The 24844-nt window shown below is 68.9% G+C and carries 23 protein-coding genes; 17 read left to right on the forward strand and 6 right to left on the reverse strand.

Going from position 1 to position 24844, the window contains the following annotated elements; all coding sequences use genetic code 11:
* Positions 1–9: 9 nt before the first annotated feature.
* Genes IB278_RS13905 through IB278_RS13915 form a run of 3 tightly spaced genes read left to right on the forward strand, consistent with a single transcriptional unit; the run spans position 10 to position 1608 of the window.
* Entirely contained in the window at positions 10–363 is a 354-nt protein-coding gene (locus IB278_RS13905; protein ID WP_192323687.1) for a CidA/LrgA family protein, read from the forward strand.
* Positions 360–1091, forward strand: a complete 732-nt coding sequence (locus IB278_RS13910; protein WP_192323688.1) for an LrgB family protein — start codon at positions 360–362, stop codon at positions 1089–1091. The genes IB278_RS13905 and IB278_RS13910 overlap by 4 nt, the downstream gene beginning before the upstream one ends.
* Before the next feature lie 40 nt (positions 1092–1131).
* Positions 1132–1608: an OsmC family protein gene (locus IB278_RS13915; protein ID WP_192323689.1), complete on the forward strand. Its 477-nt coding sequence runs from the start codon at positions 1132–1134 to the stop codon at positions 1606–1608.
* A gap of 16 nt (positions 1609–1624) precedes the next feature.
* Here the strand turns inward: IB278_RS13915 and IB278_RS13920 are convergent, their stop codons facing one another.
* Positions 1625–2539, reverse strand: a complete 915-nt coding sequence (locus tag IB278_RS13920) for a LysR family transcriptional regulator (protein WP_192323690.1) — start codon at positions 2537–2539, stop codon at positions 1625–1627.
* Positions 2540–2723: 184 nt separating this feature from the next.
* On the opposite strand from IB278_RS13920, the gene IB278_RS13925 reads away from it, so the two are divergent.
* The 10 genes from IB278_RS13925 (at position 2724) to IB278_RS13970 (ending at position 15633) form a co-directional block, all read left to right on the forward strand.
* Positions 2724–3605: an alpha/beta hydrolase gene (locus tag IB278_RS13925; RefSeq protein WP_145746550.1), complete on the forward strand. Its 882-nt coding sequence runs from the start codon at positions 2724–2726 to the stop codon at positions 3603–3605.
* 150 nt (positions 3606–3755) lie between these two features.
* Positions 3756–5006 carry an efflux RND transporter periplasmic adaptor subunit gene (locus tag IB278_RS13930; protein WP_145746551.1) on the forward strand — a complete coding sequence of 417 codons (1251 nt, stop codon included), beginning with the start codon at positions 3756–3758 and terminating at the stop codon, positions 5004–5006.
* 40 nt (positions 5007–5046) lie between these two features.
* Entirely contained in the window at positions 5047–8322 is a 3276-nt protein-coding gene (locus IB278_RS13935; protein WP_192323691.1) for an efflux RND transporter permease subunit, read from the forward strand.
* 33 nt (positions 8323–8355) lie between these two features.
* A complete protein-coding gene (locus tag IB278_RS13940) occupies positions 8356–9843 on the forward strand; it encodes an efflux transporter outer membrane subunit (RefSeq protein ID WP_145746553.1) in 1488 nt (495 codons plus the stop codon).
* Positions 9844–9926: 83 nt separating this feature from the next.
* Complete coding sequence (locus tag IB278_RS13945) at positions 9927–11366, forward strand: cobyric acid synthase (RefSeq protein ID WP_145746554.1); 1440 nt, start codon at positions 9927–9929, stop codon at positions 11364–11366.
* The gene (gene cobT / locus IB278_RS13950) at positions 11363–12409 is read left to right on the forward strand and encodes a nicotinate-nucleotide--dimethylbenzimidazole phosphoribosyltransferase (protein ID WP_145746555.1); all 1047 of its coding nucleotides are present in this window, start codon (positions 11363–11365) and stop codon (positions 12407–12409) included. Before IB278_RS13945 ends, cobT begins: the two co-directional genes overlap by 4 nt.
* Positions 12410–12413: 4 nt before the next feature.
* Complete coding sequence (locus tag IB278_RS13955; RefSeq protein WP_145746556.1) at positions 12414–13208, forward strand: adenosylcobinamide-GDP ribazoletransferase; 795 nt, start codon at positions 12414–12416, stop codon at positions 13206–13208.
* Positions 13205–13759 carry a histidine phosphatase family protein gene (locus IB278_RS13960; protein ID WP_145746557.1) on the forward strand — a complete coding sequence of 185 codons (555 nt, stop codon included), beginning with the start codon at positions 13205–13207 and terminating at the stop codon, positions 13757–13759. Before IB278_RS13955 ends, IB278_RS13960 begins: the two co-directional genes overlap by 4 nt.
* Positions 13760–13803: 44 nt before the next feature.
* Positions 13804–14688: a helix-turn-helix domain-containing protein gene (locus tag IB278_RS13965; protein ID WP_225612899.1), complete on the forward strand. Its 885-nt coding sequence runs from the start codon at positions 13804–13806 to the stop codon at positions 14686–14688.
* A gap of 45 nt (positions 14689–14733) precedes the next feature.
* Positions 14734–15633: an SDR family NAD(P)-dependent oxidoreductase gene (locus tag IB278_RS13970; protein ID WP_192323693.1), complete on the forward strand. Its 900-nt coding sequence runs from the start codon at positions 14734–14736 to the stop codon at positions 15631–15633.
* Between the two features lie 17 nt (positions 15634–15650).
* Here the strand turns inward: IB278_RS13970 and nth are convergent, their stop codons facing one another.
* Entirely contained in the window at positions 15651–16298 is a 648-nt protein-coding gene (gene nth, locus IB278_RS13975) for an endonuclease III (RefSeq protein WP_145746559.1), read from the reverse strand.
* Between the two features lie 139 nt (positions 16299–16437).
* Here nth and IB278_RS13980 point away from each other — a divergent pair, with 139 nt between their 5' ends.
* On the forward strand, positions 16438–17625 hold the full coding sequence (locus IB278_RS13980; protein ID WP_192323695.1) for a PLP-dependent aminotransferase family protein: 1188 nt from the start codon (positions 16438–16440) through the stop codon (positions 17623–17625).
* A 9-nt stretch (positions 17626–17634) separates the two neighbouring features.
* On the opposite strand, the gene IB278_RS13985 is transcribed toward IB278_RS13980, so the two are convergent.
* Positions 17635–17862, reverse strand: coding sequence for a hypothetical protein (locus IB278_RS13985; protein ID WP_047787036.1), 228 nt, complete (start codon positions 17860–17862; stop codon positions 17635–17637).
* Positions 17863–17925: 63 nt separating this feature from the next.
* Here IB278_RS13985 and IB278_RS13990 point away from each other — a divergent pair, with 63 nt between their 5' ends.
* A complete protein-coding gene (locus IB278_RS13990; protein ID WP_145746560.1) occupies positions 17926–18252 on the forward strand; it encodes a DUF6172 family protein in 327 nt (108 codons plus the stop codon).
* Between the two features lie 7 nt (positions 18253–18259).
* Here IB278_RS13990 and IB278_RS13995 read toward each other — a convergent pair whose 3' ends face one another.
* Genes IB278_RS13995 through mfd form a run of 3 tightly spaced genes read right to left on the reverse strand, consistent with a single transcriptional unit; the run spans position 18260 to position 23525 of the window.
* Positions 18260–19327, reverse strand: coding sequence for an Ldh family oxidoreductase (locus tag IB278_RS13995; protein ID WP_192323697.1), 1068 nt, complete (start codon positions 19325–19327; stop codon positions 18260–18262).
* Positions 19324–20034: a phosphoserine phosphatase SerB gene (serB, locus tag IB278_RS14000; protein ID WP_145746562.1), complete on the reverse strand. Its 711-nt coding sequence runs from the start codon at positions 20032–20034 to the stop codon at positions 19324–19326. Before serB ends, IB278_RS13995 begins: the two co-directional genes overlap by 4 nt.
* Positions 20031–23525: a transcription-repair coupling factor gene (gene mfd / locus IB278_RS14005; RefSeq protein ID WP_192323698.1), complete on the reverse strand. Its 3495-nt coding sequence runs from the start codon at positions 23523–23525 to the stop codon at positions 20031–20033. Before mfd ends, serB begins: the two co-directional genes overlap by 4 nt.
* Before the next feature lie 114 nt (positions 23526–23639).
* On the opposite strand from mfd, the gene ispD reads away from it, so the two are divergent.
* Positions 23640–24353 (forward strand): 2-C-methyl-D-erythritol 4-phosphate cytidylyltransferase, encoded by a 714-nt coding sequence (gene ispD / locus IB278_RS14010; protein ID WP_145746564.1) that lies wholly within the window; start codon positions 23640–23642, stop codon positions 24351–24353.
* Positions 24350–24844: a 2-C-methyl-D-erythritol 2,4-cyclodiphosphate synthase gene (ispF, locus tag IB278_RS14015; RefSeq protein WP_192323700.1), complete on the forward strand. Its 495-nt coding sequence runs from the start codon at positions 24350–24352 to the stop codon at positions 24842–24844. Before ispD ends, ispF begins: the two co-directional genes overlap by 4 nt.

Consider the following 24844-nt stretch of genomic DNA (forward strand, 5'->3'; position numbering starts at 1 on the left):
GACATCCGCATGCTCTACGCCATCACGACGCTCTTTCTTTGCCAGCTGGCCGGCGAACTGCTCGTGCAGTGGCTGGGCCTGCCGATTCCCGGTCCGCTGATCGGCATGCTGCTGCTGTTCGTCGTGCTGCTTGCGCGCGGCGGCGTGCCCGAGGCGCTGAACGAGACCTCGGGCCATCTGCTGCGCAACCTCATGCTGCTGTTCATCCCCGCAGTGACCGGCGTTATGCTGCATTTCGAACGCGTCGGGCGCGAATGGCTTCCGTTCCTTGCGGCCGGCATCGTCGGCGCGGCCTTCACCATGGCCGTGACCGCGCTCACCCTGCGCTGGATGATCCGCATCACCGGCAAGGATGCCGAATGACCCCGCCCCCAAAGTTGTCCGAGATCTGGGTCTTCCTGGCGCAGTCGCCGCTGCTGTGGCTGTCGCTCACGCTGCTGGCCTATCTGGGCGCCCTGTGGCTGCACCGGCGCAGCGGTGCCAACCCGGCGGTCAATCCAGTGCTGGTCTCGGTGATCGTCATCGTGGGCGTGCTGCTCGTCACGCGCACGCCCTACGACACGTATTTCGAAGGCGCCAAGTTCGTGCACTTCCTGATCGGGCCGGCCACCGTGGCGCTGGCCGTGCCGCTGTACGGCCAGCTCGGGCGGCTGCGGCGCCTGTGGCTGCCGATCGGCGTGGCGCTGCTGGTGGGATCGGTGGCGGCCATCGTGTCGGCCATCGGCATTGCCTGGGCGCTGGGCGGATCGCACGAACTGCTGATGTCGCTCGCGCCCAAGTCGGCCACCATGCCGATCGCGATGGGCGTGGCCGAGAAGATCGGCGGGCTGCCCTCGCTGGCCGCGGTGGCTGCCGCCGTGGCAGGCATCTCCGGCGCCATCATGGCGACCGGCCTGCTGAACCTGCTGCGCATCAGGGAGCCCGCGGTGCGCGGCTTTGCAGTGGGCATGGCGGCACACGGCATCGGCACCGCGCGGGCCATCCAGGTGAACGAAACGGCGGGTGCGTTCTCCGCGCTGGCGCTGGGGCTGAACGGCATCGCGACAGCGCTGCTGGTGCCGCTTCTGATCAGGCTGGCCGGCTTCTTCTGACGCAGAATGCGCTTTCCCCATTGGCGCAGGAGAGCAAGGCATGGCCCGGTACACCGCAGAAATCCTCTGGCAGCGAGGCGGCCAGGACTTCCTCGGCAACAGCTACAGCAGAAGGCATTCGCTGCGCTTCGATGGCGGCGCGGAAGTGCCGGGCTCCTCGTCGCCGCACGTGGTGCCGCTGCCGTTTTCCGATGCGGCGGCGGTCGACCCTGAAGAAGCTTTTGTCGCATCGCTCTCGAGCTGCCACATGCTGTGGTTCCTCACCATGGCAATGAAGCGCAAGTTCAACGTCGACCGCTACTTCGACGCGGCGAGCGGCCTCATGGAAAAGAATGCCGAAGGCAAGCTCGCGATGACGGTGGTCACGCTGCGTCCCGAGGTGACGTTCTCCGGCGGGAACCTGCCCACGCGCGAGCAGGTCGAGCACATGCATCACCGCGCGCACGAAGAGTGCTTCATCGCCAACTCGGTGAAGACCGAGGTGCGCTGCGAGCCGGTGTTCGCGGCGGGCGATTGAGGACGGGCGAGCGCGTTCAGCGCCGCTGCAGCCGCGGGTTCTTCGCGAACAGCTCCGCCGCCCAGTCCACGAAGGCCCGCACCTTCGCGCTCAGGTGGCGGTTGGGCGGGTAGACCACGTGGATCGGCAGCGGCTCGCGCTGCCAGTCGGGCAGCAGCTCGATCAGCTCGCCGCTTGCGAGCAGCGGCTCGGCCATGAAGGTGATGCATTGCGAAATGCCGAAGCCGCCGAGCACCGCCGCCATGTGGGCGTTGCTCTCGTTGACCGACACGCGGTAGGGCCCGTTGAGCTCGATGTATTCGTCGCCCTTCCTGAACTCGTGCGGATAGATGCGCCGCGTGCTGCCCGAAAAGTAGCTCACCACGTGGTGGCGCTTCTCGATGTCGTTCGGATGCTGCGGAATGCCGTAGCGCTTGACGTAGGCGGGCGAGGCCACGGTCACGAAATGCAGCGTGCCGATGCGCCGGGCCACCAGCGACTGGTCGCTCAGCTCGCCGGCGCGGATCACGCAGTCGACGTTGTCGCTGATGAGGTCGACCGTGCGGTCGCTCACGCCCAGGTCGAGCTGGATCTCGGGATAGCGGTCGCAGAAGGTGGCCAGCGCGGGCAGGATGACCAGCCGCGCCACCGAGGTGCCGACGTCGATGCGCAGCCGCCCCGTGGGGTTGGCCTGCGCGTTGGTCATGCTGGCTTCGATGTCGTCGAAGTCGTTCAACAGGCGTGCCGCGCGCTCGTAGTAGGCCGCGCCGTCCGGCGTGACCGTGACGCGCCGGGTGGTGCGGTTGAGCAGCTTCACCCGCAGGCGCGATTCCAGCGCCTGGATCTGCTTGGTGACCGTTCCCTTGGGCAGGGCGAGCGAGTCCGCGGCCCGGGTGAACGTGCCCGCTTCCACCACGCGGACGAAGATCCGCATTGCCTGGATTTGATCCATTGATGACTGTTCCTGGGAGCCCGGCCATTGCCGGGAGGACGCGGATTCTCACACAAGGTGACAATCCCCCGGCGTTTCCTGGATTGTTAGCCGTTTGGAAACAGAGTAGGGGCAGCTTGCCTGTTTAACGCCACACTGGCCGCCTTATATTTCGACTATCGCCAATCCTTCTGAGGTTGCCCCCATGTCACCGCGCCCATCGTCCCGCTCTGCCGAAGCCGCTGCTCTCGCCGCGGCGCAAGGCGTGGAAGCCGATCTGTCGATCGAGCTGCCCGGCCGCGAGCCCGTGGGCGCCCGGGTCTATGGGCAGCGCCCGCGCGGCGAGACGGTGCCGCTGGTGCTGCACTTCCATGGCGGCACCTTCATCTGCGGCAACCTGGACAACGGCCGCAACGTGGCCCGGCTGCTGGCCGGTGCGGGTGCGGTGGTGGTGTCGGTGGACTATCCGCTGGCGCCAGAGTCGCCGTTCCCCGAGCCCATCGAAGTGGGCTATGCCGCGCTCGAATGGCTCTACAAGCAGCGCGTGAAGCTCGGCGGCAAGGGTGCCCAGGTGTACCTGGCCGGCGAAGAGGCCGGCGGCAACCTGGCCGCCGGGGTGGCGCTGATCGCCCGCGACCGGGCGCATCCGCCGCTGGCCGGGCAGATCCTGTTGTCGCCCATGCTCGACCCGTGCGCGGGCACGGCATCGCTGCGCAAGGCCACGAACGACGAGGCCGAGTGCCGCTGGGCCAAGGGTTGGGAGAAATACCTGAGCTGCCCGTCGAACGCCACCCATCCCTACGCCGTGCCGAGCGGATCGCTCCGGCTCGGTGCCCTGGCACCGGCGCTGGTGCTGGTGGGGGCCGACGACGCCATGCGCGACGAGGCCATGACCTTTGCCGGGCGCCTGCGCGCGGCCGGCATCGACGTCACGAGCAGCGTGCTGCCAGGCGCTGCCAACTGGCCCAAGGCGCTCTACGACCCCGAGCCCTCGGGCTGCAAGGCCTGCGAAGCCAGCGTGCAGCAGCACTTCCGCGAATTTTTCAGTGCCACCACGCCGCCCCCGGTAGCACCCAAGCCCAGCTAGGCGGGCCGGTCGCGGCAGCCCTGCTGACGACGCGACGCCGCCCCTCGGCCCGCCGGTAACCCCGGTCATTTTCGAGTTCCGCCTCCTGGCGCCAAAAGCGCCGGGATGGCCTGTTGCATCCCAAGAAGTCATCGAGAAGGACGAACCATCATGTCGAACAACAAGCAAAACCTTTCTTCCGCCGCCCGCAAGGGCCTGTGGCCCGCAGTGACCGGCCTCACCGCGCTGCTGGCGGTGGCCGCCGCGGTGCTCGGCATGCACAGCTTCAAGGCCGAGGCCACGGCACCCTCCGCGGCGCAGCAGGGCACGCCGGTGTCGGTGGCCACCGTGGCTGCGAGCGAGATCAATGCCTGGGACGAGTTCTCGGGCCGGCTCGAGGCGGTGCAACGGGTGGATGTGCGCTCCCGCGTGGCGGGCGCCGTGCAGTCGGTGCACTTCCGCGAAGGCGCACTGGTGAAGCAGGGCGACCTGCTGATCACCATCGACCCCGCACCGTACGCGGCCGAAGTGGAGCGCGCCGAAGCGCAGGTGGCCTCGGCCCAGGCCCGCCAGGCCTTCAGCCGCAGCGAGCAGGAGCGCGCCAAGCGCCTGTGGGACCAGCAGGCCATCGCCCAGCGCGAATACGACGAGCGCGTGAACGCTGCGCGCGAAGCCGAAGCCAACCTGCGCGCCGCCCAGGCGTCGCTGCAGTCGGCGCGGCTGAACCTGGGCTACACCCAGGTGCGTGCGCCGGTCGCGGGCCGCATCGGCAAGCTCGAAGTGACGATGGGCAACCTGGTGGCCGCCGGCCCCGGCGCGCCGGTGCTGACCACGCTGGTCTCGGTGAGCCCGATCTACGCGAGCTTCGACGCCGATGAGCAGGTGATCACGCGCGCCCTGAAGGACCTGCCGAGCGGCGCCAGCGCCCGCGGCCAGATCGAGAGCATTCCCGTGCAGATGGGCACCGCCGGCCTGGAGGGCACGCCCTTCACCGGCAAGCTGCAGCTGATCGACAACCAGGTCGACGCGCGCAGCGGCACGGTGCGCGTGCGGGCCTCGTTCGACAACAAGGACGGCAGTCTCATTCCGGGCCAGTTCGCCCGCATCCGCATGGGCCAGGCGCGCAGCGACTCGGCCCTGCTGGTGAGCGAGCGCGCCATCGGCACCGACCAGAACAAGAAGTTCGTGATGGTGGTGGGCGAGGACAACAAGGCGGTCTACCGCGAAGTCACGCTCGGCGCATCGGTCAACGGGCTGCGCGTCGTGAGCAAGGGCCTGAAGGCCGGCGACCGCGTGGTGGTCAACGGCCTGCAGCACATCCGCCCCGGTGCGCTGGTGGTGCCGCAGAACGTGACGATGGACGCCAAGGCCGACACCAAGCAACAACAACCGGAACGCGTCGCGGAAGCCGCGAAGTCCTGAACTCGGAGGGGAGCGCTGTTGCGCTCGCCGGAGAAACAACATGAATCTCTCTAAATTCTTCATCGACCGGCCGATCTTTGCCGGCGTGCTGTCGCTATTGATACTGATAGCCGGCCTGATCGCGCTGCGCGGGCTGCCGATTTCGGAGTACCCGGAAGTCGCGCCGCCCTCGGTGGTGGTGCGCGCCCAGTACCCGGGCGCCAACCCGAAGGTGATCGCCGAAACCGTCGCCACGCCGCTCGAGGAGCAGATCAACGGCGTCGAGGGCATGCTCTACATGGGCAGCCAGGCCACCACCGATGGCGTGATGACGCTCACCGTCACCTTCCGCCTCGGCACCGATCCCGACAAGGCCCAGCAACTCGTGCAGAACCGCGTCTCGCAAGCCGAGCCGCGCCTGCCGGAGGAAGTGCGCCGCCTCGGCATCACGACCGTCAAGAGCGCGCCCGACCTGACGATGGTGGTCCACCTCGTTTCGCCGAACAACCGCTACGACATCAACTACCTGCGCAACTACGCGGTGCTGAACGTGAAGGACCCGCTCGCGCGCATCGAAGGCGTGGGCCAGGTCCAGATCTTCGGCGGCGGCGACTATTCCATGCGCGTCTGGCTCGACCCGCAGAAGGTCGCGCAGCGCGGCCTCTCGGCGAGCGACGTGGTGGCTGCGATCCGTGGCCAGAACGTGCAGGCCGCGGCCGGCGTGGTCGGCGCGTCGCCGGGCCTTTCGGGCGTGGACATGCAGCTGTCCATCAATGCGCAAGGGCGCCTGCAGAGCGAGGAAGAGTTCGGCGACATCATCGTCAAGAGCGGCACCGACGGCGCCGTGACCCGCCTGCGCGACATCGGCCGCCTCGAAATGGGCGCCGCCGACTACTCGCTGCGGTCGCTGCTGAACAACGACCCGGCCGTCGGCATGGGCGTGTTCCAGGCACCGGGCTCCAACGCGCTCGACATCTCGTCGAACGTGCGCAAGACGATGGCCGAGCTCAACAAGAACATGCCCGAGGGCCTGGAGTACCGCATCGCCTACGACCCCACGCAGTTCGTGCGTGCGTCGATCGAATCGGTCATCCACACGCTGCTCGAAGCCATCCTGCTGGTGGTGCTGGTCGTGATCCTGTTCCTGCAGACCTGGCGCGCGTCGATCATTCCGCTCTTGGCCGTGCCGGTGTCGGTGATCGGTACCTTCGCGGTGCTGCACGTCCTGGGTTTCTCGATCAATGCGCTGAGCCTGTTCGGGCTGGTGCTGGCAATCGGCATCGTGGTGGACGACGCCATCGTGGTGGTGGAGAACGTCGAGCGCAACATCGAGGCGGGGCTCACGCCGCGTGAGGCCACGTACCGCGCGATGCGCGAAGTGTCCGGGCCCATCATCGCGATCGCGCTGGTGCTGGTGGCGGTGTTCGTGCCGCTGGCCTTCATCAGCGGCCTCACGGGCCAGTTCTACCGCCAGTTCGCGGTGACCATCGCGATCTCGACGGTGATCTCGGCGATCAACTCGCTCACGCTGTCGCCCGCGCTCGCCGCCTTGCTGCTGCGCGGCCACGACCAGCCCAAGGATGCGCTGACGCGCGGCATGGACCGTGTCTTCGGCTGGCTGTTCCGCGGCTTCAACAAGCTCTTCAGCCGCGGCTCGGAAGCCTACAGCGGGGGCGTCAAGAGCGTGATCTCGCGCAAGACGCTGATGCTGGTGATCTACCTCGCGCTGATCGGCGTGACCTTCGGCCTGTTCAAGGCCGTGCCCAGCGGCTTCGTGCCGGCGCAGGACAAGCAGTACCTGATCGGCTTTGCCCAGCTGCCCGACGGCGCCACGCTCGACCGCACCGACGAAGTGATCCAGCGCATGGGCGAGATCATGAAGAAGAACCCGAACGTGGAAGACGCCATCGCCTTCCCGGGCCTGTCGATCAACGGCTTCACCAACAGCTCGAACTCGGGCATCGTGTTTGCCACGCTCAAGCCCTTCGACCAGCGCAAGCGCGCCGACCAGAGCGGCGGTGCGGTGGCCGGGCAGCTCAATGGCGCCTTCGCCAGCATCCAGGACGCCTTCATCGTGATGTTCCCGCCGCCGCCGGTGGCGGGCCTGGGCACCACGGGCGGCTTCAAGCTGCAGATCGAAGACCGCGCCTCGGTCGGCTACGACCAGATGGACGCGGCGGTGAAGGCCTTCATGGCCAAGGCCTATGCCGCGCCCGAGCTCACGGGCATGTTCACGAGCTGGCAGGTCAACGTGCCGCAGCTCTATGCCGACATCGACCGCACCAAGGCGCGCCAGCTCGGCGTGCCGGTGACGGACATCTTCGACACCATGCAGATCTACCTGGGTAGCCTGTATGCCAACGACTTCAACAAGTTCGGCCGTACGTACTCCGTGCGCGTCCAGGCCGATGCGCCGTACCGCGCCCGCGCCGAAGACGTGGGAATGCTGAAGGTGCGCTCGACCACGGGCGAGATGGTGCCGCTGTCGGCGCTGATGAAGGTGAATTCGACCTTCGGGCCGGAACGCGCCATGCGCTACAACGGCTACCTGGCAGCCGACATCAACGGCGGCCCGGCGCCGGGCTACTCGTCGGGCCAGGCGCAGGACGCGATCACCAAGATTGCGGCCGAGACGCTGCCCAAGGGCGTGAGCTTCGAGTGGACCGAGCTGACCTACCAGGAAATCCTGGCCGGCAACTCCGCCTTCCTGGTGTTCCCGCTGGCCATCCTGCTGGTGTTCCTGGTGCTGGCCGCGCAGTACGAAAGCCTGACGCTGCCGATCGCCATCATCCTGATCGTGCCCATGGGCATCCTGGCCGCGATGACCGGGGTATGGATATCGGGGGGTGACAACAACGTCTTCACGCAGATCGGCTTGATCGTGCTGGTGGGGCTGAGTGCGAAGAACGCGATCCTGATCGTGGAGTTTGCGCGCGAGCTCGAGTTTGCCGGACGCACGCCGATCCAGGCCGCGATCGAAGCCAGCCGCCTGCGCCTGCGCCCGATTCTCATGACATCGCTGGCCTTCGTGATGGGCGTGCTGCCCCTGGTGCTGTCGACCGGCGCAGGCTCGGAGATGCGCAAGGCCATGGGCGTGGCGGTGTTCGCCGGGATGATCGGCGTGACGGCCTTCGGCCTGTTCCTGACGCCGGTGTTCTATGTGCTGCTGCGCCGCCTGGCGGGCAACCGCGCGCTCAAGCTGCATGGCGAAGTGCCGCATGGCGAGGAGTTTGTCTCTGCGGGCCATCCGGTCGCCCCGGCACCTTCGTCGCACGGTGGTTCGGGCGGTGGCGGGCTGCACCCGGTGCCGGCCTCGCCGCGCCCTTCGCACGACTGATTGCCTGGCCGACCAAGAAGAAAGTTCATCATCATGAAATTCGCATTTCAACCCTGGGCCCGCAACGCTTTGCTGCCGCTGGTGGCGGCCCTGGCGCTGGCCGGCTGCGCGACCGTGCCCTCCGGCGTGCCGGAGATCCAGACCACCGCCCAGTTCAAGGAGCAGGGCGCTGCTCCGCCGGCCGGATGGACGCGTGCCGTGCCCTCCGAGGCGCAGGCGCGCGGCGCCTGGTGGCTGGCGTTCAACGACCCGGTGCTCAATGCGCTGGTCGAGAAGGCCGACGTCAACAACAACAACATCCAGGCCGCCGCGGCCCGGCTCGCGGAAGCTCGCGCCCTCGCGCGCAGCGCCAACGCCGACCGCATGCCGCAGATCGGCCTGGGCGCGGGCGCCAACCGCGGCGCGGGCCTCGACAAGGCCTCGGCCAGCACGAGGCCGGGCACGATGACCAACATCGGCGCCACGTTCTCGTACGAGGTCGACCTGTTCGGCCGCCTCTCGGGCGCGAGCAACGCGGCCAAGCTCGACGCACAGAGCCGCGAGGCCCTGCTGCAGAGCACGCGCCTTGCGGTGCAGGCCGAGGTGGCCCAGACCTACCTGCAGCTGCGCGCACTCGACGCCGAGCGCGCGCTGGTGCGCGAGCAGGTCGAGGCCTACCGCGACACGCTGCGCCTCTCGCAGCGCCGGCAGCAGGCCGGCGACATCGCCGAGCTCGACGTGGCGCGCGTGCAGACCGAGGTGTCGTCCACCGAGTCGGACGCGCTCGCGCTCGACCGGCAACGCGCCCAGGTCGAGCATGCGCTCGCGGTGCTGGTGGGCGATTCGGCATCGAGCTTCGGGCTGCGCACCGACGACTGGGCCACCGCGCTGCCGTCCGTGCCGCCCGGCGTGCCGGCCACGGTGCTCACGCGCCGCCCCGACGTCTCGGCCGCGCAGAACGCCGTGCTCGCGGCGCAGGCCCGCGTGGGCGTGGCGCAGGCCGCCTGGTTCCCGGACATCTCGCTGACCGGCGCCGCCGGCTACGCATCGCCCGAGATCGGCGACCTGTTCAAGTGGTCGGCCCGCTCGTGGGGCGTGGGTGCGCTGCTTTCGCTGCCGATCTTCGACGGCGGCCGCCGCGAAGCCGGCGTGCAGGGCGCCAACGCCCAGCTCGACGGCGCGCTCGCGAACTACCGCAACCAGGTGCTGGTGGCGTTCCAGGAGGTCGAGGACCAGCTGTCCGCCATCCGCATCCTGCAGGAGCAGTCGGCGGTGCAGGCGCAGGCCGTCACTTCGGCGCAGCGCGCGACCAGCCTGTCGGACACGCGCTACCGCAACGGCTACATCAGCCAGCTCGACCTGCTCGACGCCCGCCGCAGCGAACTGCGCAACCGGCGCCAGGCGCTGCAGGTGAAGTCGGCGCAGTACCAGGCGGCCGTGGGGCTGATCCGCGCCATCGGCGGCGGCTGGGAGGTGCCGGCGGCCACCGCAGGGGCGCAGCCCCAGGGCGGGGCAGGCGCGGTACAGACCGCGGCACGCTGAAAGAAAAAGGGGCGCAAGCCCCTTTTTCTTTGCCTCTTCGCGGCTGCCGCAAGAGGGCTGCGGCGACAACGGACAATAGCCGCATGACAACCCGATGCGTGATGGTTCTCGGCACGACCAGTGGCGCCGGCAAGAGCTGGCTGACCGCCGCGCTGTGCCGCTGGTACGCGCGCCAGGGACTCAGGGTGGCGCCCTTCAAGGCGCAGAACATGAGCAACAACGCCCGCGTGGTCGACGGCGGCGAGATCGGCAGCGCGCAGTACTTCCAGGCACTGGCGGCGCGCGCCGTGCCCGACGTGCGCATGAACCCGCTGCTGCTCAAGCCCGAGCGCGACACCCACAGCCAGGTGGTGCTGATGGGGCAGGTGAGCGCGGAGCTCACGGCCATGCCCTGGCGCGGGCGCAGCGAGCGCGTCTGGCCGCAGATTGCACAGGCGCTCGACGCGCTGCGTGCCGAGAACGACGTGGTGGTGATCGAAGGCGCGGGCTCCCCGGCCGAGATCAACCTGATGGCGAGCGACATCGTCAACCTGCGCGTCGCCCGCCATGCGCAGGCCCGCTGCCTGCTGGTGACCGACATCGACCGCGGCGGCGCCTTCGCGCATCTGTACGGCACCTGGGCACTGATGCCCGAGAGCGATCGCGCATTGCTGCGCGGCTTCGTGCTCAACAAGTTCCGCGGCGATGCCTCGTTGCTGGCGCCGGCGCCGCAGCAGCTGCAGGCGCTGACCGGCATCGCCACCGTCGCGACACTGCCGATGTGGTGGCAGCACGGCTTGCCCGAGGAAGACGGCGTATTCGACGACCGCAGCCGTGCGAGCGGCCCGGTGACCCGTACCGTGGCTGTGGTGGTGTACCCGCGCATCAGCAACCTCGACGAGTTCCAGCCGCTCAAGAATGTGCCCGGCGTTCGCCTGGTCTGGGCGCGCACGCCGGCGGACGTGGCCGGTGCCGACTGGATCGTGCTGCCCGGCTCCAAGCACACCAGCGGCGATCTCGCATGGCTGCGCGCGCAGGGGCTGGACCGCGCCATCGCCGCGCACGCGGCCGGCGGCGGTGCCGTGCTGGGCGTCTGCGGCGGCCTGCAGATGCTCGGCGAGGCGCTGGTCGATCCGCACGGCATCGACGGCAATGCGCCCGGCCTGGGCCTGCTGCCGTTGGTGACCGTGTTCGAGCGCGAAAAGACGGTGCGCCACCGGGCCGCCGCCTTCGGCCAACTGAGCGGTGCATGGGCTTCTCTCTCGAACGTGCCGGTGGCCGGCTACGAGATTCATCACGGCCAGACTGCGATCCACCCGCAGATGGCGCAGGATGGCCGTGCCGTGATGCCCGAGGGCCTGGCCTGGCAGAACGCGCGCGGCAACGTGCTGGGCCTCTACCTGCACGGCCTGTTCGAGGACGCGGCCGCACTGCACGCACTCTTCGGCGCCGCGGCACCCACGCTCGACGCCACCTTCGACGGCCTGGCCGATTTCATAGACACCCACTTCGAGGCCGGCGTATTGCAAGGCCTGATCGCATGACCGACAACAACCAGATTCCTTCCATCTCCGACATCCACGATGACGCCCTCGCGGCGCGTCTGCAAGCGGCGCTCGACAACAAGACCAAGCCGCTCGGCGCGCTCGGCCGCCTCGAGAGCCTGGCCTTGCGCATCGGCCTCGTACTGGGCAGCGAAATGCCGGTGCTCGAAGCACCGCAGATGCTGGTGTGCGCGGCCGACCATGGCCTGGCGGCGCGCGGCGTCTCGGCCTTTCCGAGCGACGTGACCTGGCAGATGGTCGAGAACTTCCTGGCCGGCGGCGCGGCCGTGAGTGTGCTGGCGCGCCAGCACGGGCTGGCGCTTACCGTGGTCGACTGCGGCGTGCGGCGCGACTTCCAGGCCCGACCGGGGCTGGTGTCGCGACGGATTGCTGCCGGAACGGCCGATGCATCGGCCGGCCCCGCGATGACGGCGGCGCAGTGCGCCCAAGCCATCGCCAACGGCCGCGAGGTGGTGCGCGCACTGCCCGGCAACGCCTTGCTGCTCGGCGAAATGGGCATCGGCAACAGCTCGGCCGCGGCGCTGCTGCTTGCGCGGCTCGCCGGGCTGGATATCGACGGCTGCACCGGCTCCGGCACCGGGCTCGATGCCGCGGGGCTTGCGCGCAAGCGGCAGGTGCTGCGCGACGTGCTGGCGCTGCATGCGGCTGCGAGCGAGCCGCTCGATGCACTCGCGGCGTTCGGCGGTTTCGAGATCGCCACGCTGGTCGGCGCGGTGCTGCAGGCGGCGCAGGAGCGGCGCGTGATCGTGGTCGATGGCTTCATCGCGAGCGCCGCGGTGCTCGTCGCGCAGGCGCTGCAGCCGCATGTGGCGCAGCGCTGCGTGGCCGCGCACAGCTCGGCGGAACCCGGGCATGCGCTGTTGCTGAAGCACCTGGGGCTCGAGCCTTTGCTGAACCTGGACCTGCGCCTCGGTGAAGGCTCGGGCGGCGCGCTGGCCTGGCCGCTGCTCGAGTCGGCCTGCCGCATCCTGCGCGAGATGGCCAGCTTCGAAGCTGCCGGCGTGTCGCGCAAGGACAGTTGAACCCATGAACGGTGTCCGCCACTACCTGCTGGCGCTGCAGTTCTTCACGCGCGTGCCGGTGACCGGCCGGCTCGCCGAATGGATCGGCTTCAGCCCGCAGATGCTGCGTGCAAGCGCGGCGCATTTTCCGGGCGTGGGATGGCTCGTGGGTGGCGTGGGCGCGGCCGTTTTCGTGCTCGCGCTGCAGGGCTTGCCGGGTGTGGCCGGTGCACTGGCCGCGGCGCTGCTGAGCATGGCCGCCACGGTGCTGCTGACCGGTGCCTTTCATGAAGACGGGCTCGCCGATGTGGCCGACGGCCTGGGCGGATCGGCCGACCGCAGTCGCGCGCTTGAGATCATGAAGGACTCGCGCATCGGTGCCTTCGGCGCCATTGCGCTGGTGCTGGCGCTCGGGCTCAAGGCCGCGCTGCTCGCGTCGATGGCGGGGCAGGGCGCGCAGGCGGTGGCCGGTGCCATCGTGGGCGCGCATGTGCTGTCGCGCCTGGCGCCGCTGTTCCTGATCCGCTGGCTGCCGTACGTGGGCGACAGCGGCGCAAGCAAGGCCAAGCCACTGGCCGATGCGATCGGCGGCGGCGCGCTGCTGGTGGGGATGCTCTGGTCGGTGCCTGCCGCCGCGCTGGTGCTGCTGACGCAGGGCCCTGCAAGAACGATCGCCATGGCAGTCGCATGCGCTCTGGCGGCGCTGCTCATGGCGCGCGTGTTCCGGCGCCGGCTGCAGGGATTCACCGGCGACGGGCTCGGCGCGACGCAGCAGCTGTGCGAGCTCGCGATCTACCTGGCGCTGGCCTGGCAGGCATGAAGCAGCTGTGGCTGGTGCGCCATGCGCAGACCGAGGCCGCGCCGGGTCTTTGCTACGGCAGCGCGGACGTGGGCGTGCCGGCCGAGGCGACGCTGGCGGTGGCGCATGCGGTGGCTTCGCGCCTGCCCGCGGACCTTGTGCTGGCGCACTCGCCCCTGAGGCGCTGCGCCGAACTCGCGCAAGCCATCGGCAGGTTGCGCCCGGACCTTGCCACACGCGCCGACCCGCGCCTCGCCGAGATGGATTTCGGCAGCTGGGAAGGCCGGCCCTGGTCGTCGATCGCGCGTGTCGAGTTCGAGGCGTGGACCTGCAATTTCGCCGAAGGGATTCCGGGCGGGCATGGCGAAAGCACGGCCCGCTTCATGCAGCGCATCGGCACGGCCTTCGACGACTGGCGCGCGTCGGGGCAGGACGCGGTGTGGGTCACGCATGCGGGCGTGATGCGGGCCGTGGAACTGCTGCACCGCGGCGTGCGGCGCGTCGACGATGCCGCGCAGTGGCCGTCGGCGCCCATTGACTATGGGGCGTGCCGGCTGATCGAATGCAGCTGATGCACGGCGGCACCCGCTGCCGCGCGCCACGGTCCGCCAGCGCGATGCCGACACTGCCCAAGAACGAACGCCTGTACCTGCGCCTCGACGACGACCCCTTGCACGGGCCGGAGGCCGGCATGCCCGCGGGCACGCTGCGCGCCTTTCCGGTCGCCGGGCCGCTGCGGATGCACGTTGCGCACATTCTCCTCTACAGGGAAACGCTGCCCGAGGGCCGCGAGGTCCTGGAGCGCGTGCTGCCCGACGGCGCGGTTCGGCTGGTGTTCAACCTGGGCGATGCACCCTCGGCAGGCGAGAGTGCCGGGCATGCGGTCGAGGCGATCGGCGCGTCGGCGGCGCCGGCCCTCGTGCGCCTGCGCCGGAAGATGGAAGGGCTGTCGGTGACCCTGCACCCCGGCGCGGCCGCGGCGCTGCTCGGAAGGCCGGCCAGCGAGATCGCGGGCACCGCCGTGCACCTGGACGAACTGTGGCGCGGCCGTGGTGCCGAACTGCTGGAGCGCATCGCCCTGCAGCCGGACGACGCATCGCGCGTTTCGGTGCTGTGTGCGGCCCTGCAGCGCCGGCTGGCCGATGGCGACGGCGCCGTCCACGCGGCGGCGATGCGCGCGGCGCAGCTCATCGCCATGTCGGGCGGGCGGCGTCCGCTGCGCGAGGTGGCGGCTGCCGTCGGCCTTGGCGAGCGGCGGCTGCAGCAGGTCTTTCGGCAGCACGTGGGCCTGTCGCCACGAGCCTGGAGCCGGCTTGCGCGGCTGCATGCCTGCCTGCGCGCCTTGCGCCTGCAGCGCGAGCCTGCCTGGGCAAGCCTTGCGCTGGATGGCGGCTTCTATGACCAATCGCACCTCATCAACGAGTTCCAGGCGCTTTTCGGCCTCACGCCGACGGAGTTTTCGGACCGCGCGATTTCGGGTTCTTCCAAGACGGCGGATTGACGCCGCCTTACCGTCGCTTCCCACTCGCAACAAAAGGACAGGACGATGCAAGAAGCCGAAAGCAGGAACCAGCCGCTGAAGGGCCGCGTGGCCGTGGTGACCGGCGCCAGCCGCGGTGCGGGGCGCGGCATTGCGCTGGAACTGGGCGCCGCGGGCGCCACCGTGTACGTCACCGGGCGAAGCACGCGCGAGCGGCCGGCCAACACCTATGGCCAGCTGCTCGCGCTCTCGGAGCTCGAAGCCCTGCCGGGCAGCATCGACGAAACGGCCGGCGAGGCTACGCGCCTGGGCGGCCGCGGCATCGCGGTGCGCTGCGACCACACGCAGGAAGATGAGGTGAAGCAGCTCTTTGCGCGCGTGCAGAGCGAGCAAGGCCGTGTGGACCTGCTCGTCAACAACGCCTGGGGCGGCCACGAGACTTTCACCGGCGTGTTCGAGGCGCCGTTCTGGGAGCATCCGCTTGCCAACTGGGATTCGATGTTCGACCGCGGCGTGCGCAACCACCTGCTCGCCAGCCGATTCGCCGCGCCGGTGATGGTTGCGCAAAAGAGCGGACTGATCGTGACCACCACCTTCTGGGACCGCGGCAACTACCTGCGCGGGAACCTGTTCTACGACCTCGCCAAATCGGCCATGAACCGGCTGGCCTTCGGCATGGCACAGGAGCTTCGCCCGCACGGCGTCGCTTCGCTGGCCGTGTCGCCGGGCTGGATGCGGACCGAGTTCGTGCTGGCCGGCCACAAGACCGACGAGGCGCATTGGCACGAGCGCCCGGCATTGGCGCGAACCGAGTCGCCGCGCTATCTCGGCCGCGCGGTGGCCGCGCTGGCGGGCGACGCGCGGGTGCTGGAGAAGAGCGGCGGCGTGCACCGTGTGGCCGACCTGGCGCGCGAATACGGCTTCACCGACGTGGACGGCCGCCAGCCTGAAGCATTCGAGATATAGCGGGTGAAAAGGCCGAATCAGGCCGACTTGGGCCGCGGCGTCTTCGGCTTGTAGTCGCAATACGCCGCCACTGCGCATTCCCAGCACTTCGGCGTGCGCGCCACGCAGATGTAGCGCCCGTGCAGGATCAGCCAGTGGTGCGCATGCAGCCGGAATTCGAACGGAACGCGTTTTTCGAGCTTGAGCTCCACTTCGAGCGGCGTCTTGCCCGGTGCAAGCCCGGTCCGGTTGCCGACGCGGAAGATGTGCGTGTCGACCGCGATCGTGGCCTCGCCGAATGCCACGTTGAGCACCACGTTGGCGGTCTTGCGGCCGACGCCCGGCAGCGCCTCGAGCTCGGCGCGCGTGCGCGGCACTTCGCCGCCGTGCTTTTCCACGAGGATGCGGCAGGTCTCGATCAGGTGTTTGGCCTTGCTGCGGTACAGCCCGATGGTCTTGATGTAATCCTCCAGGCCCTCCACGCCCAGCCGGAGCATCGCCTGCGGCGTGTTCGCCACCGGAAACAGCTTGCGCGTGGCCTTGTTCACGCCCACGTCGGTCGCCTGCGCGGAGAGCAGCACGGCGGCAAGAAGCTCGAACGGCGTGGCGTACTCGAGCTCGGTTTCGGGCGTGGGATTGGCCGCCTGCAGGGTGGCGAAGAAGAGGGGAATGTTGTCTTTTTTCATGGGGCTGGAAGCGCGGCGCCCGTCTTGCCATGGAAGGCGAGCACCGACGGACGCAATATATCGTTGAAAGGCGATAGCCTTACGCAGCTTTGTTGCCTGCGGCTTTCGCCACAATAGCGCCCAGAAAGTGAGACCTCCCATGCAATTCGCTTCCCGCCTCGACAACGTCGAAACCTCCGCCATCCGCGAGCTTTTCAAGCTGCTGGGCAAGCCCGGCATCATCAGCTTTGCGGGCGGCTTCCCCGACAGCGCCATGTTCGACGTCGAGGGCCTGAAGGAGGCAAGCCAGAAGGCGCTCACCGAGGAACCCGGCGGCGCGCTGCAATACGGCGCCACCGAAGGCTACGAGCCGCTGCGCACGCAGCTCGGCGCCTTCATGAAGACCAAGGGTGTCGACGTCGACCCGAGCGGCCTGATCGTCACCACCGGCAGCCAGCAGGCGCTCGACCTGCTCGGCAAGACCATGATCTCGCCCGGCGACAAGGTGATCGTCGAAGGCCCGACCTTCCTGGCCACCATCCAGTGCTTTCGCCTGTACGGCGCGCAGCTCATCAGCGCGCCCATCGACGCCAACGGCGTGAAGACCGACGAGCTCGAAAAACTCATCGCCGAGCACAAGCCCAAGTTCGTCTACCTGATTCCCACCTTCGGCAACCCGAGCGGCGCCATGCTGAGCCTGGAGCGCCGCAGGAAGGTGCTCGAACTGGCGGTCAAGTACCAGACGCTGATCGTCGAGGACGATCCCTACGGCGACCTCTACTTCGGCGAAGCGCCGCCGCCCTCGATCCTCGCGTTGAGCAAGGACGTGCCCGGCAGCCGTGAGTTGCTCGCGCATTGCGGCAGCCTCAGCAAGGTGCTGAGCCCGGGCCTGCGCATCGGCTGGATGATCGCGCCCGCCGAGCTGCTGGCCAAGGCCACGATGTGCAAGCAGTTCAGCGATGCCCACACCAGCACCTTCTCGCAGGCCACTGCCGCGCAGTACCTCAAGAGCGGCCGCATGCCGGCCACGCTGGCGCATGTGCGCGAGGTGTACGGCCAGCGCGCGCAGACCATGGGCGCGGCGCTCAAGCGCGAGCTGGGCGATGCGGTGAGCTTCACGCAGCCGCAGGGCGGCCTGTTCTTCTGGGCCCGTCTCACGGGCGCCAACGGCAAGCTGGCCGATGCCAACGAGCTGGCCAAGCGCGCCATCGAGAAGCTCGTGGCCTTCGTGCCCGGGGCGCCGTTCTATGCCGAGAAGCCCGACCTGGCGACGCTGCGGCTGAGCTTTGCGACGGCCGACGTGGCCAAGATCGAAGAGGGCGTGAAGCGCCTGGGCCAGGCCCTGTAGGCCCTCGGTTCAGGGCGAGCGGTGCAGGCGCGGCGCCGCCAGCAGCGCCAGGTTGTCCGCAATGGCCGCATCCACGTTCGGATGGCGGCCTTTCATTTTCGATAGCGTCATGATGGTCTGCAGCGCCTTCAGGTCCTTGACCGAGGGTGCGACCTTGATCTGCGCGATGGCCGCCGATGCGTTGCCGCCGTTGACCAATGCCATCACCTTGCTTGCCCAGTCGTTTGCGCGCGCCATGTCTTCACCTGCTTTCGTTTGAACCACCGCCGACTGTACACAGGCCGCGGGTTAGGATCGACCATGAGAAAAACCTTTCAGCTTCAGGTCGAGGGCAAGCACCCCGACCGCCTCCTCGAAGCCATCAAGCACGAGATCCGCAAGTACATCAAGCGCGAGCGGCGCCGCGAGCTGCCCGAAGGCGCGGACTTCTGGGATTTCGATTGCAGGTTCGGCGCCTCGGCGGAGACCGCCGAAGTCGTGCACCTGTCGGCCATCACGGGCCTGATCGACGGCATCGTCAAGGATGCCGGCAAGCAGTTCTACGTCGAGATTCTGGCCAAGCCCGGCAAACGCAAGCCGCGCGCGGCCGGCGAGCCGGCGGCGGAAGAACCGCCCGAAGAAATCTAGCCCGCCCTCAGAGCAGCGCCTGCGAGAGCCGCAGCCCGTGGCGCTGCTCCGCATCCTGCAGCGAACGCGCAATCGACGGGTGCAGGCGCACCCCGTTCTTCGATTGCGCATCGCGGCGCTTCAGGCCGCCTTCGCCCGGCAGCCGCACGGGCTTGGCCGAATCGATGGGCGTGTTGTTGCGGCACTGCGCGGCCACATGGTCCATCTGGCGCAGGAAAGCGGCCTTGCCGCCGAACGCGTGCAGATCGTGCAGCGTGACGTGCACCGTCGCGCCCCAGCCCTCGGGCGGGTCGGCCCGGCCATGGCCCGCGAGGCCGGCCGTCAGCGTCTCGACCAGCAGCGCCATGCCATAGCCCTTGTGGCCATGGCTCAAGCCCCCCACGGGCAGCAGCGTGCCGGGCGGCTGGTCGAACAGCACCTGCGGGTTGTTCGACGGTTTGCCGGCGGCGTCGATCAGCCATTCCTCCTCGAACGTCTCGCCGGCCGCACGCTTGCGGTTGCTCATGCCGTTGGTGGTGATGGAGGCCGAGATATCGACCATCACGCCGCCTTGCGAGAGCGGAAAGCCCATGGCCAGCGGATTCGGCGTGAACACCGCCTGCGTGCCGCCGAAAGGCGCGACGCTGGCGGTGTTGGGGTCGGAGCAGGCGAGCAGCATCAGCATGTCTTCCTGCAGCGCGCGCAGCATGTAGACGGCGAGGCAGGCGATGTGGTGGCTGCGGCGGATCACGAGCGAGGCGGTGCCGAGTTCGCGGGCGCGCGGAATCAGCAGGTCCATGCCCTGGTCCATGAGCCAGGGGCCGGGCAGGCGCTTGCCGTCCCAGAGTACGGCGGCGGGGCGGTCCGACAGCACCTCGGGCGCGCCGTCCGGCGTCATGCCGCCCGACTCAATCTCTTTCACATAGCCGGCCAGCAGCGCGAGCCCGTGCGTGTCGTGGCCCAGCAGGTCGCCTTCGACCAGCGTGCGGGCGACGCTGTCGGCCATCGGCGCGGCGAGGCCGGCCTTCTGCAGCAGGGCGCTGGCGTAATCCTTGAGCGCCTCGGCGCGGTAGAGCGGGATGTTGCCGTCAGTCATTTCAGGATCTCCAGCAGGCGGTCGAGCCCGCCTTCGTTGATCGCCACCATGGCCTGCTCGCGCACCTTTGGCTTGGCGTGATAGGCCACCGAAAGGCCGGCTTCGCCCATCATCGGCAGGTCGTTCGCGCCGTCGCCCACGGCAATGGCTTCCTGCGGCGAAATGCCCAGCAGGGACGCGACCTCGAGCAGCGTGCGGCGCTTCTCGGCGCCGTCGCAGATGTCGCCCCAGCTTTGCTGCACCACCTGGCCGGTGAGCTTGCCGCCGGCTTCGTCGAGCAGGTTGGAACGCGCAAAGTCGATGCCCAGGCGGTCCTTCACGCGGTTTGCGAAGAAGGTGAAGCCGCCCGACACCAGCAGCACCTTGAGGCCGGCCGCCTTGCAGGCCGCGACCAGTTCCGCCGCGCCCGGATTGAGCTTCAGCCGCTCGTCGTAGACCTGCTGCAGCGCCTCGACCGGCACGCCCTTGAGCAGCGCCACGCGCCGCCGCAGGCTCTCCTTGAAGTCCTTGATCTCGCCGCGCATCGTGGCTTCGGTGATCGCGGCCACTTCGGCCTTCTTGCCGACGGCATCGGCGATCTCGTCGATGCATTCGATGTTGATCAGCGTCGAGTCCATGTCGAACGCGATCAGCTTGAAGTCGGCCAGCTTCAGCGGCGGCTTCAGGCGCTGGATGGCGAGGCCGGGAGAAATTTCTGTAGCGCTCATGCGGGGGCGGTTTCCTTGACGAGGGGTTGTCCGAGGCTGCGCAGCACGTCGCGCACCATTTGCGCGCGCTCCTTGGGCTCTTTCAGCTCGCGCTCGATGCGCAGCTTCTCGTTGCCCGCGAGCTTGATGTGCTTGTTCTTCTGGATCAGGTGGATGATGGCCATCGAGTCGACCGGCGGGTCCTTCTTGAACGTGATGTGGATGATGCCGGGCGCGGCATCCACCTTGATCACGCCATAGGGCCGCGCCAGCACGCGCAGCCGGTGCGTGTCGATCAGCGTCTGCGCCTGCGGCGGCAGCTTGCCGAAGCGGTCGACGATTTCTTCCAGCAGCGTGTCGATCTGCTCGGGCGTCTTTGCGGTGGCCAGCTTCTTGTAGAACGACAGGCGCAGGTGCACGTCGCCGCAGTAGTCGTCGGGCAGCAGGGCGGGGGCGTGCAGGTTGATCTCGGTCGTGACCGACAGCGGCGCCAGCAGGTCGGGCTCCTGCCCGGCCTTGAGCGCGCGCACGGCCTCGCCCAGCATCTCGTTGTAGAGCTGGAAGCCGATCTCCATCATGTTGCCGCTCTGGTTCTCGCCCAGCACTTCGCCCGTGCCGCGGATCTCCAGGTCGTGCATCGCAAGATAGAAGCCCGAGCCCAGCTCTTCCATCTGCTGGATGGCGTCGAGCCGCTGCGCCGCCTGCTTGGTCAGGCCCTCGGTGTCCGGCACCATCAGGTAGGCATAGGCCTGGTGGTGCGAGCGCCCGACGCGCCCGCGCAGCTGGTGCAGCTGCGCGAGGCCGAACTTGTCGGCGCGGCTCATCACGATGGTGTTGGCGGTCGGCACGTCGATGCCGGTCTCGATGATGGTCGAGCACAGCAGGAGGTTGTAGCGCTGCGCCACGAAGTCGCGCATCACGCGCTCCAGCTCGCGCTCGGGCATCTGGCCGTGGGCCACGGCGATGCGGGCCTCGGGCAAGATTTCTTCGAGCTTCTGGCGGCGGTTCTCGATGGTCTCGACCTCGTTGTGCAGGAAGTACACCTGCCCGCCGCGCTTCAGTTCGCGCAGCACGGCTTCGCGGATCACGCCCGTGCCTTCGTTGCGCACGAAGGTCTTGATGGCGAGGCGGCGCTGCGGCGCGGTCGCGATCACGCTCAGGTCGCGCAGGCCTTCGAGCGCCATGCCCAGGGTGCGCGGAATCGGCGTGGCCGTGAGCGTGAGCACGTCGACCTCGGCGCGCATCGCTTTCATGGCTTCCTTGTGGCGCACGCCGAAGCGGTGCTCCTCGTCGATGATGAGCAGGCCCAGGTTCTTGAACTTGACCGACTGCGAGAGCAGCTTGTGCGTGCCGACCACGATGTCGACCGTGCCCTCGGCCAGGCCCTTGGCCGCCGTGGTGATCTCCTTGGCCGAGCGGAAGCGGCTCATCTCGGCCACCTTGACCGGCCACTTGGCGAAGCGGTCGACCAGCGTCTGGTAGTGCTGCTCGGCCAGGAGCGTGGTGGGCGCAAGGAAGGCCACCTGCTTGCCGCCGGTGATTGCGATGAACGCTGCGCGCAGCGCCACCTCGGTCTTGCCGAAGCCCACGTCGCCGCAGACCAGGCGGTCCATCGGCTGCGGCGAGATCATGTCCTGCACCACGGCGTGGATCGCGGCCTTCTGGTCCGCCGTTTCCTGGAAGCCGAAGTCGTTGGCGAACACCTCGTAGTCGGCGGCGGAGTAGCGGAAGGCATGGCCCTGGCGCGCGGCGCGGCGGGCATAGATGTTGAGCAGTTCGGCGGCCGAGTCGCGCACCTGCTCGGCGGCCTTGCGCTTGGCCTTTTCCCACTGGCCCGAGCCCAGCTTGTGCAGCGGCGCCTCGTCGGCGCTGACGCCGGTGTAACGGCTGATCTGGTGCAGCTGGGAGACGGGCACATAGAGGGTGGCCTTGTCGGCGTACTCCAGGTGCAGCATTTCCTGTAGCAGCGGCTTGCCCTCGGCATCGGTGCCCTGGCCCAGGTCCATGTGGATCAGGCCGCGGTAGCGGCCGATGCCGTGCGCGGTGTGGACCACCGGGTCGCCGACGTTGAGTTCCGAAAGGTCCTTGATCAGCGCCTCGACGTCGCTGACCTGTTCCTGCTTCTTGTTGCGCCGGCGCGTGGTGGGCGCAGTGGCGAAGAGCTCGGTCTCGGTGACGAAGTCGATGCCCTGTTCGCGCCACGCAAAGCCCGAGGCCAGCGCGGCGGTGGCGATGCCGGTCTTCTCGTCGGCGGAGGCTTCGAACTCGGCCAGCGAATCGAAGGCCGGCGGGCTCACGCCGCTGGCGCGCAGGAAGTCGAGCAGGCTTTCGCGCCGGCCTTCGCTTTCGGCGATCAGCAGCACGCGGTGCGGCGTCTCCGCGATGTGAGCCTTCAGGCCGACCAGCGGGTCCTCGGCGCCGCGCACCACGGCAAAGGGCGGCAGCGTGTCGAACTCGGCGTAGGGCGTCTCGGCGGCCTCGCCGCTGCCGGCGTTTCCGCGGATGGCGAGCTGCGCATGCGGCTTGGCGCGCTGGTAGAACTGCTCGGCGCTCAGGAACAGCGCCTCGGGCGGCAGCGCCGGACGTTCGGGGTCGCCGCGCACCAGGCGGTAGCGTTCGCTGGCGTCCTGCCAGAAATGCTGGAATGCGGGCTCGAGATCGCCGTGCAGCACCACGGTGGCATCGGCGCCCAGGTAGTCGAACACCGTGGCCGTCTCGTCGAAGAACAGCGGCAGGTAGTACTCGATGCCGGCGGTGGCCACGCCGTTGCCCATGTCCTTGTAGATGCGGCTCTTGGTCGGATCGCCCTCGAGCAGTTCGCGCCAGCGGCTGCGAAAGCGCGCGCGGGCGTCGTCGTCCATCGGGAATTCGCGGCCCGGCAGCAGCCGTACCTCGGGCACCGGGTAGAGGCTGCGCTGGGTGTCGGGGTCGAAGGTGCGGATCGAATCGATCTCGTCATCGAACAGGTCGACGCGGAAGGGCACGGGCGAGCCCATCGGAAAGAGGTCGATCAGGCCGCCGCGCACCGCGTACTCGCCCGGGCTCACCACCTGCGTCACATGGCTGTAGCCCGCCAGCGTGAGCTGGGCCTTGAGCTTGGACTCCTCGAGCTTCTGCTTGGCCTTGAAGTGGAAGGTGTAGCCGGCCAGGAAGGCCGGCGGCGCGAGCCGGTAGAGCGCGGTGGTGGCGGGCACCAGCACCACGTCGGCCTCTTTCTGGCTGATGCGCCAGAGCGTGGCGAGCCGCTCGCTGATCAGGTCCTGGTGCGGCGAGAAGCTGTCGTAGGGCAGCGTTTCCCAGTCGGGGAACAGGGCGCAGCGCAATTCGGGCGCGAAGAAGGCGATCTCGTCGATCAGGCGCTGCGCGTCGTTGGCGTCGGCCGTGAACATCGCGGTGGCGCGGCCCGCGGCCTTCTCGCGCATGCCCAGCTGCGCCAGCAGCAGCGCATCGGCCGACAAAGGAGGACGCGGCAGCGTGAATCGCTTGCCCGCCGTGAGGTGGGGGAGGTCCATGGAACGCTTTGAAAATGCAGAACACCCCGCGCCGCTGGCGAGGGGTGTGAGATGGTCGATTCTAGAATGGCGGCCCCTTATCCGCTTGCCGGCCCTTGGCCCGTGCCGTACCCGATGTCTTCCTCCCGACTTTTCGTGCTGATTCCTTGTGCCGGTTTCGGCCACCGTGCGGGTGGCGCCCAGCCCAAGCAATACCAGCGGCTGGCGGGATCGTCCATGGTGGCCCACACGGTGGCCGCGTTCCGCTCGCTGGCGGGCCGCTTCGCCGGGCTGGCGGTGGTGGTGTCGCCGGACGACCGCGAGGTGCAGACCGCACTGCCGCGCTTTCCGGCCGACAACGAATTCTTGCTGCGCGTGGGCGGCGTCACGCGCGCCGCCACGGTGCGCAACGGCCTCGCGGCGCTGCGGCAGAAGGGCGCCGGGGCGCATGACTGGGTGCTGGTGCACGACGCGGCGCGCTGCCTGGTCACCTCGAGCCAGATCGAGGCGCTGATCGCGGCCTGCGAGCACGACGCCGTCGGCGGGCTGCTGGCCCAGCGGCTGGCCGACACGCTGAAGGCGTCCTCGGCCGACAGCCGCGTCTCGCAGACGCTTTCGCGGGCCGACAAGTGGCTGGCCCAGACGCCGCAGATGTTCCGCGTCGGCATGCTGCTCGATGCGCTGGAGCGGGCGGGCGACGCGGTGACCGACGAGGCCGGGGCCATCGAGGCCATCGGCCTTTCGCCCTTGCTGGTGCCGGGCAGCGCGCAGAACTTCAAGGTCACCTTTCCCGAGGACTTCGCACTGGCCGAGGCGGTGCTGCTCGGCCGCAGGAAGGCCATCGCATGAGGGCTGCGTTCAACATCCGCGTGGGCGAGGGCTGGGACGTTCACCAGCTGGTGGCGGGTCGCAAGCTCATCCTCGGCGGCGTGGAGGTTCCGCACACCACCGGCCTGCTGGGGCATTCGGATGCCGACGTGCTGCTGCATGCCATTACCGATGCCCTGCTCGGCGCGGCGGGCCTGGGCGACATCGGCCGGCATTTCCCCGACACTGACGCGCAATTCCGCGGTGCCGACTCGGCCGTGCTGCTCGGGGAAGCGGCACGCCGCGTGCGCGCCGCGGGCTGGGAGATCGGCAATGTCGACAGCACGGTGATCGCGCAGGCGCCCAAGCTGGCGCCGCACATTCCGGCCATGTGCCAGCGCATCGCCCAGACACTGGGCCTCGCGCCCGAGCAGGTCAACGTGAAGGCCAAGACGGCCGAGAAGCTCGGCCCGGTCGGCGAAGGCCGCGCGATGGAAGCCCGCGCGGTGGCGCTGCTGCACCGCCAGGGCTGA

The organism is Variovorax sp. VRV01 (assembly GCF_014852545.1).
GTDB classification, from domain to species: domain Bacteria; phylum Pseudomonadota; class Gammaproteobacteria; order Burkholderiales; family Burkholderiaceae_C; genus Variovorax; species Variovorax beijingensis_A.

Excerpts from the sequence above, each read along its gene's own strand:
- IB278_RS13905 (WP_192323687.1), top strand. The coding sequence starts at position 10 with ATGCTCTACGCCATCACGACGCTCTTTCTTTGCCAGCTGGCCGGCGAA.
- IB278_RS13910 (WP_192323688.1), top strand. The coding sequence starts at position 360 with ATGACCCCGCCCCCAAAGTTGTCCGAGATCTGGGTCTTCCTGGCGCAG.
- IB278_RS13915 (WP_192323689.1), top strand. The coding sequence starts at position 1,132 with ATGGCCCGGTACACCGCAGAAATCCTCTGGCAGCGAGGCGGCCAGGAC.
- IB278_RS13920 (WP_192323690.1), bottom strand. The coding sequence starts at position 2,539 with ATGGATCAAATCCAGGCAATGCGGATCTTCGTCCGCGTGGTGGAAGCG.
- IB278_RS13925 (WP_145746550.1), top strand. The coding sequence starts at position 2,724 with ATGTCACCGCGCCCATCGTCCCGCTCTGCCGAAGCCGCTGCTCTCGCC.
- IB278_RS13930 (WP_145746551.1), top strand. The coding sequence starts at position 3,756 with ATGTCGAACAACAAGCAAAACCTTTCTTCCGCCGCCCGCAAGGGCCTG.
- IB278_RS13935 (WP_192323691.1), top strand. The coding sequence starts at position 5,047 with ATGAATCTCTCTAAATTCTTCATCGACCGGCCGATCTTTGCCGGCGTG.
- IB278_RS13940 (WP_145746553.1), top strand. The coding sequence starts at position 8,356 with ATGAAATTCGCATTTCAACCCTGGGCCCGCAACGCTTTGCTGCCGCTG.
- IB278_RS13945 (WP_145746554.1), top strand. The coding sequence starts at position 9,927 with ATGACAACCCGATGCGTGATGGTTCTCGGCACGACCAGTGGCGCCGGC.
- cobT (WP_145746555.1), top strand. The coding sequence starts at position 11,363 with ATGACCGACAACAACCAGATTCCTTCCATCTCCGACATCCACGATGAC.
- IB278_RS13955 (WP_145746556.1), top strand. The coding sequence starts at position 12,414 with ATGAACGGTGTCCGCCACTACCTGCTGGCGCTGCAGTTCTTCACGCGC.
- IB278_RS13960 (WP_145746557.1), top strand. The coding sequence starts at position 13,205 with ATGAAGCAGCTGTGGCTGGTGCGCCATGCGCAGACCGAGGCCGCGCCG.
- IB278_RS13965 (WP_225612899.1), top strand. The coding sequence starts at position 13,804 with ATGCCGACACTGCCCAAGAACGAACGCCTGTACCTGCGCCTCGACGAC.
- IB278_RS13970 (WP_192323693.1), top strand. The coding sequence starts at position 14,734 with ATGCAAGAAGCCGAAAGCAGGAACCAGCCGCTGAAGGGCCGCGTGGCC.
- nth (WP_145746559.1), bottom strand. The coding sequence starts at position 16,298 with ATGAAAAAAGACAACATTCCCCTCTTCTTCGCCACCCTGCAGGCGGCC.
- IB278_RS13980 (WP_192323695.1), top strand. The coding sequence starts at position 16,438 with ATGCAATTCGCTTCCCGCCTCGACAACGTCGAAACCTCCGCCATCCGC.
- IB278_RS13985 (WP_047787036.1), bottom strand. The coding sequence starts at position 17,862 with ATGGCGCGCGCAAACGACTGGGCAAGCAAGGTGATGGCATTGGTCAAC.
- IB278_RS13990 (WP_145746560.1), top strand. The coding sequence starts at position 17,926 with ATGAGAAAAACCTTTCAGCTTCAGGTCGAGGGCAAGCACCCCGACCGC.
- IB278_RS13995 (WP_192323697.1), bottom strand. The coding sequence starts at position 19,327 with ATGACTGACGGCAACATCCCGCTCTACCGCGCCGAGGCGCTCAAGGAT.
- serB (WP_145746562.1), bottom strand. The coding sequence starts at position 20,034 with ATGAGCGCTACAGAAATTTCTCCCGGCCTCGCCATCCAGCGCCTGAAG.
- mfd (WP_192323698.1), bottom strand. The coding sequence starts at position 23,525 with ATGGACCTCCCCCACCTCACGGCGGGCAAGCGATTCACGCTGCCGCGT.
- ispD (WP_145746564.1), top strand. The coding sequence starts at position 23,640 with ATGTCTTCCTCCCGACTTTTCGTGCTGATTCCTTGTGCCGGTTTCGGC.
- ispF (WP_192323700.1), top strand. The coding sequence starts at position 24,350 with ATGAGGGCTGCGTTCAACATCCGCGTGGGCGAGGGCTGGGACGTTCAC.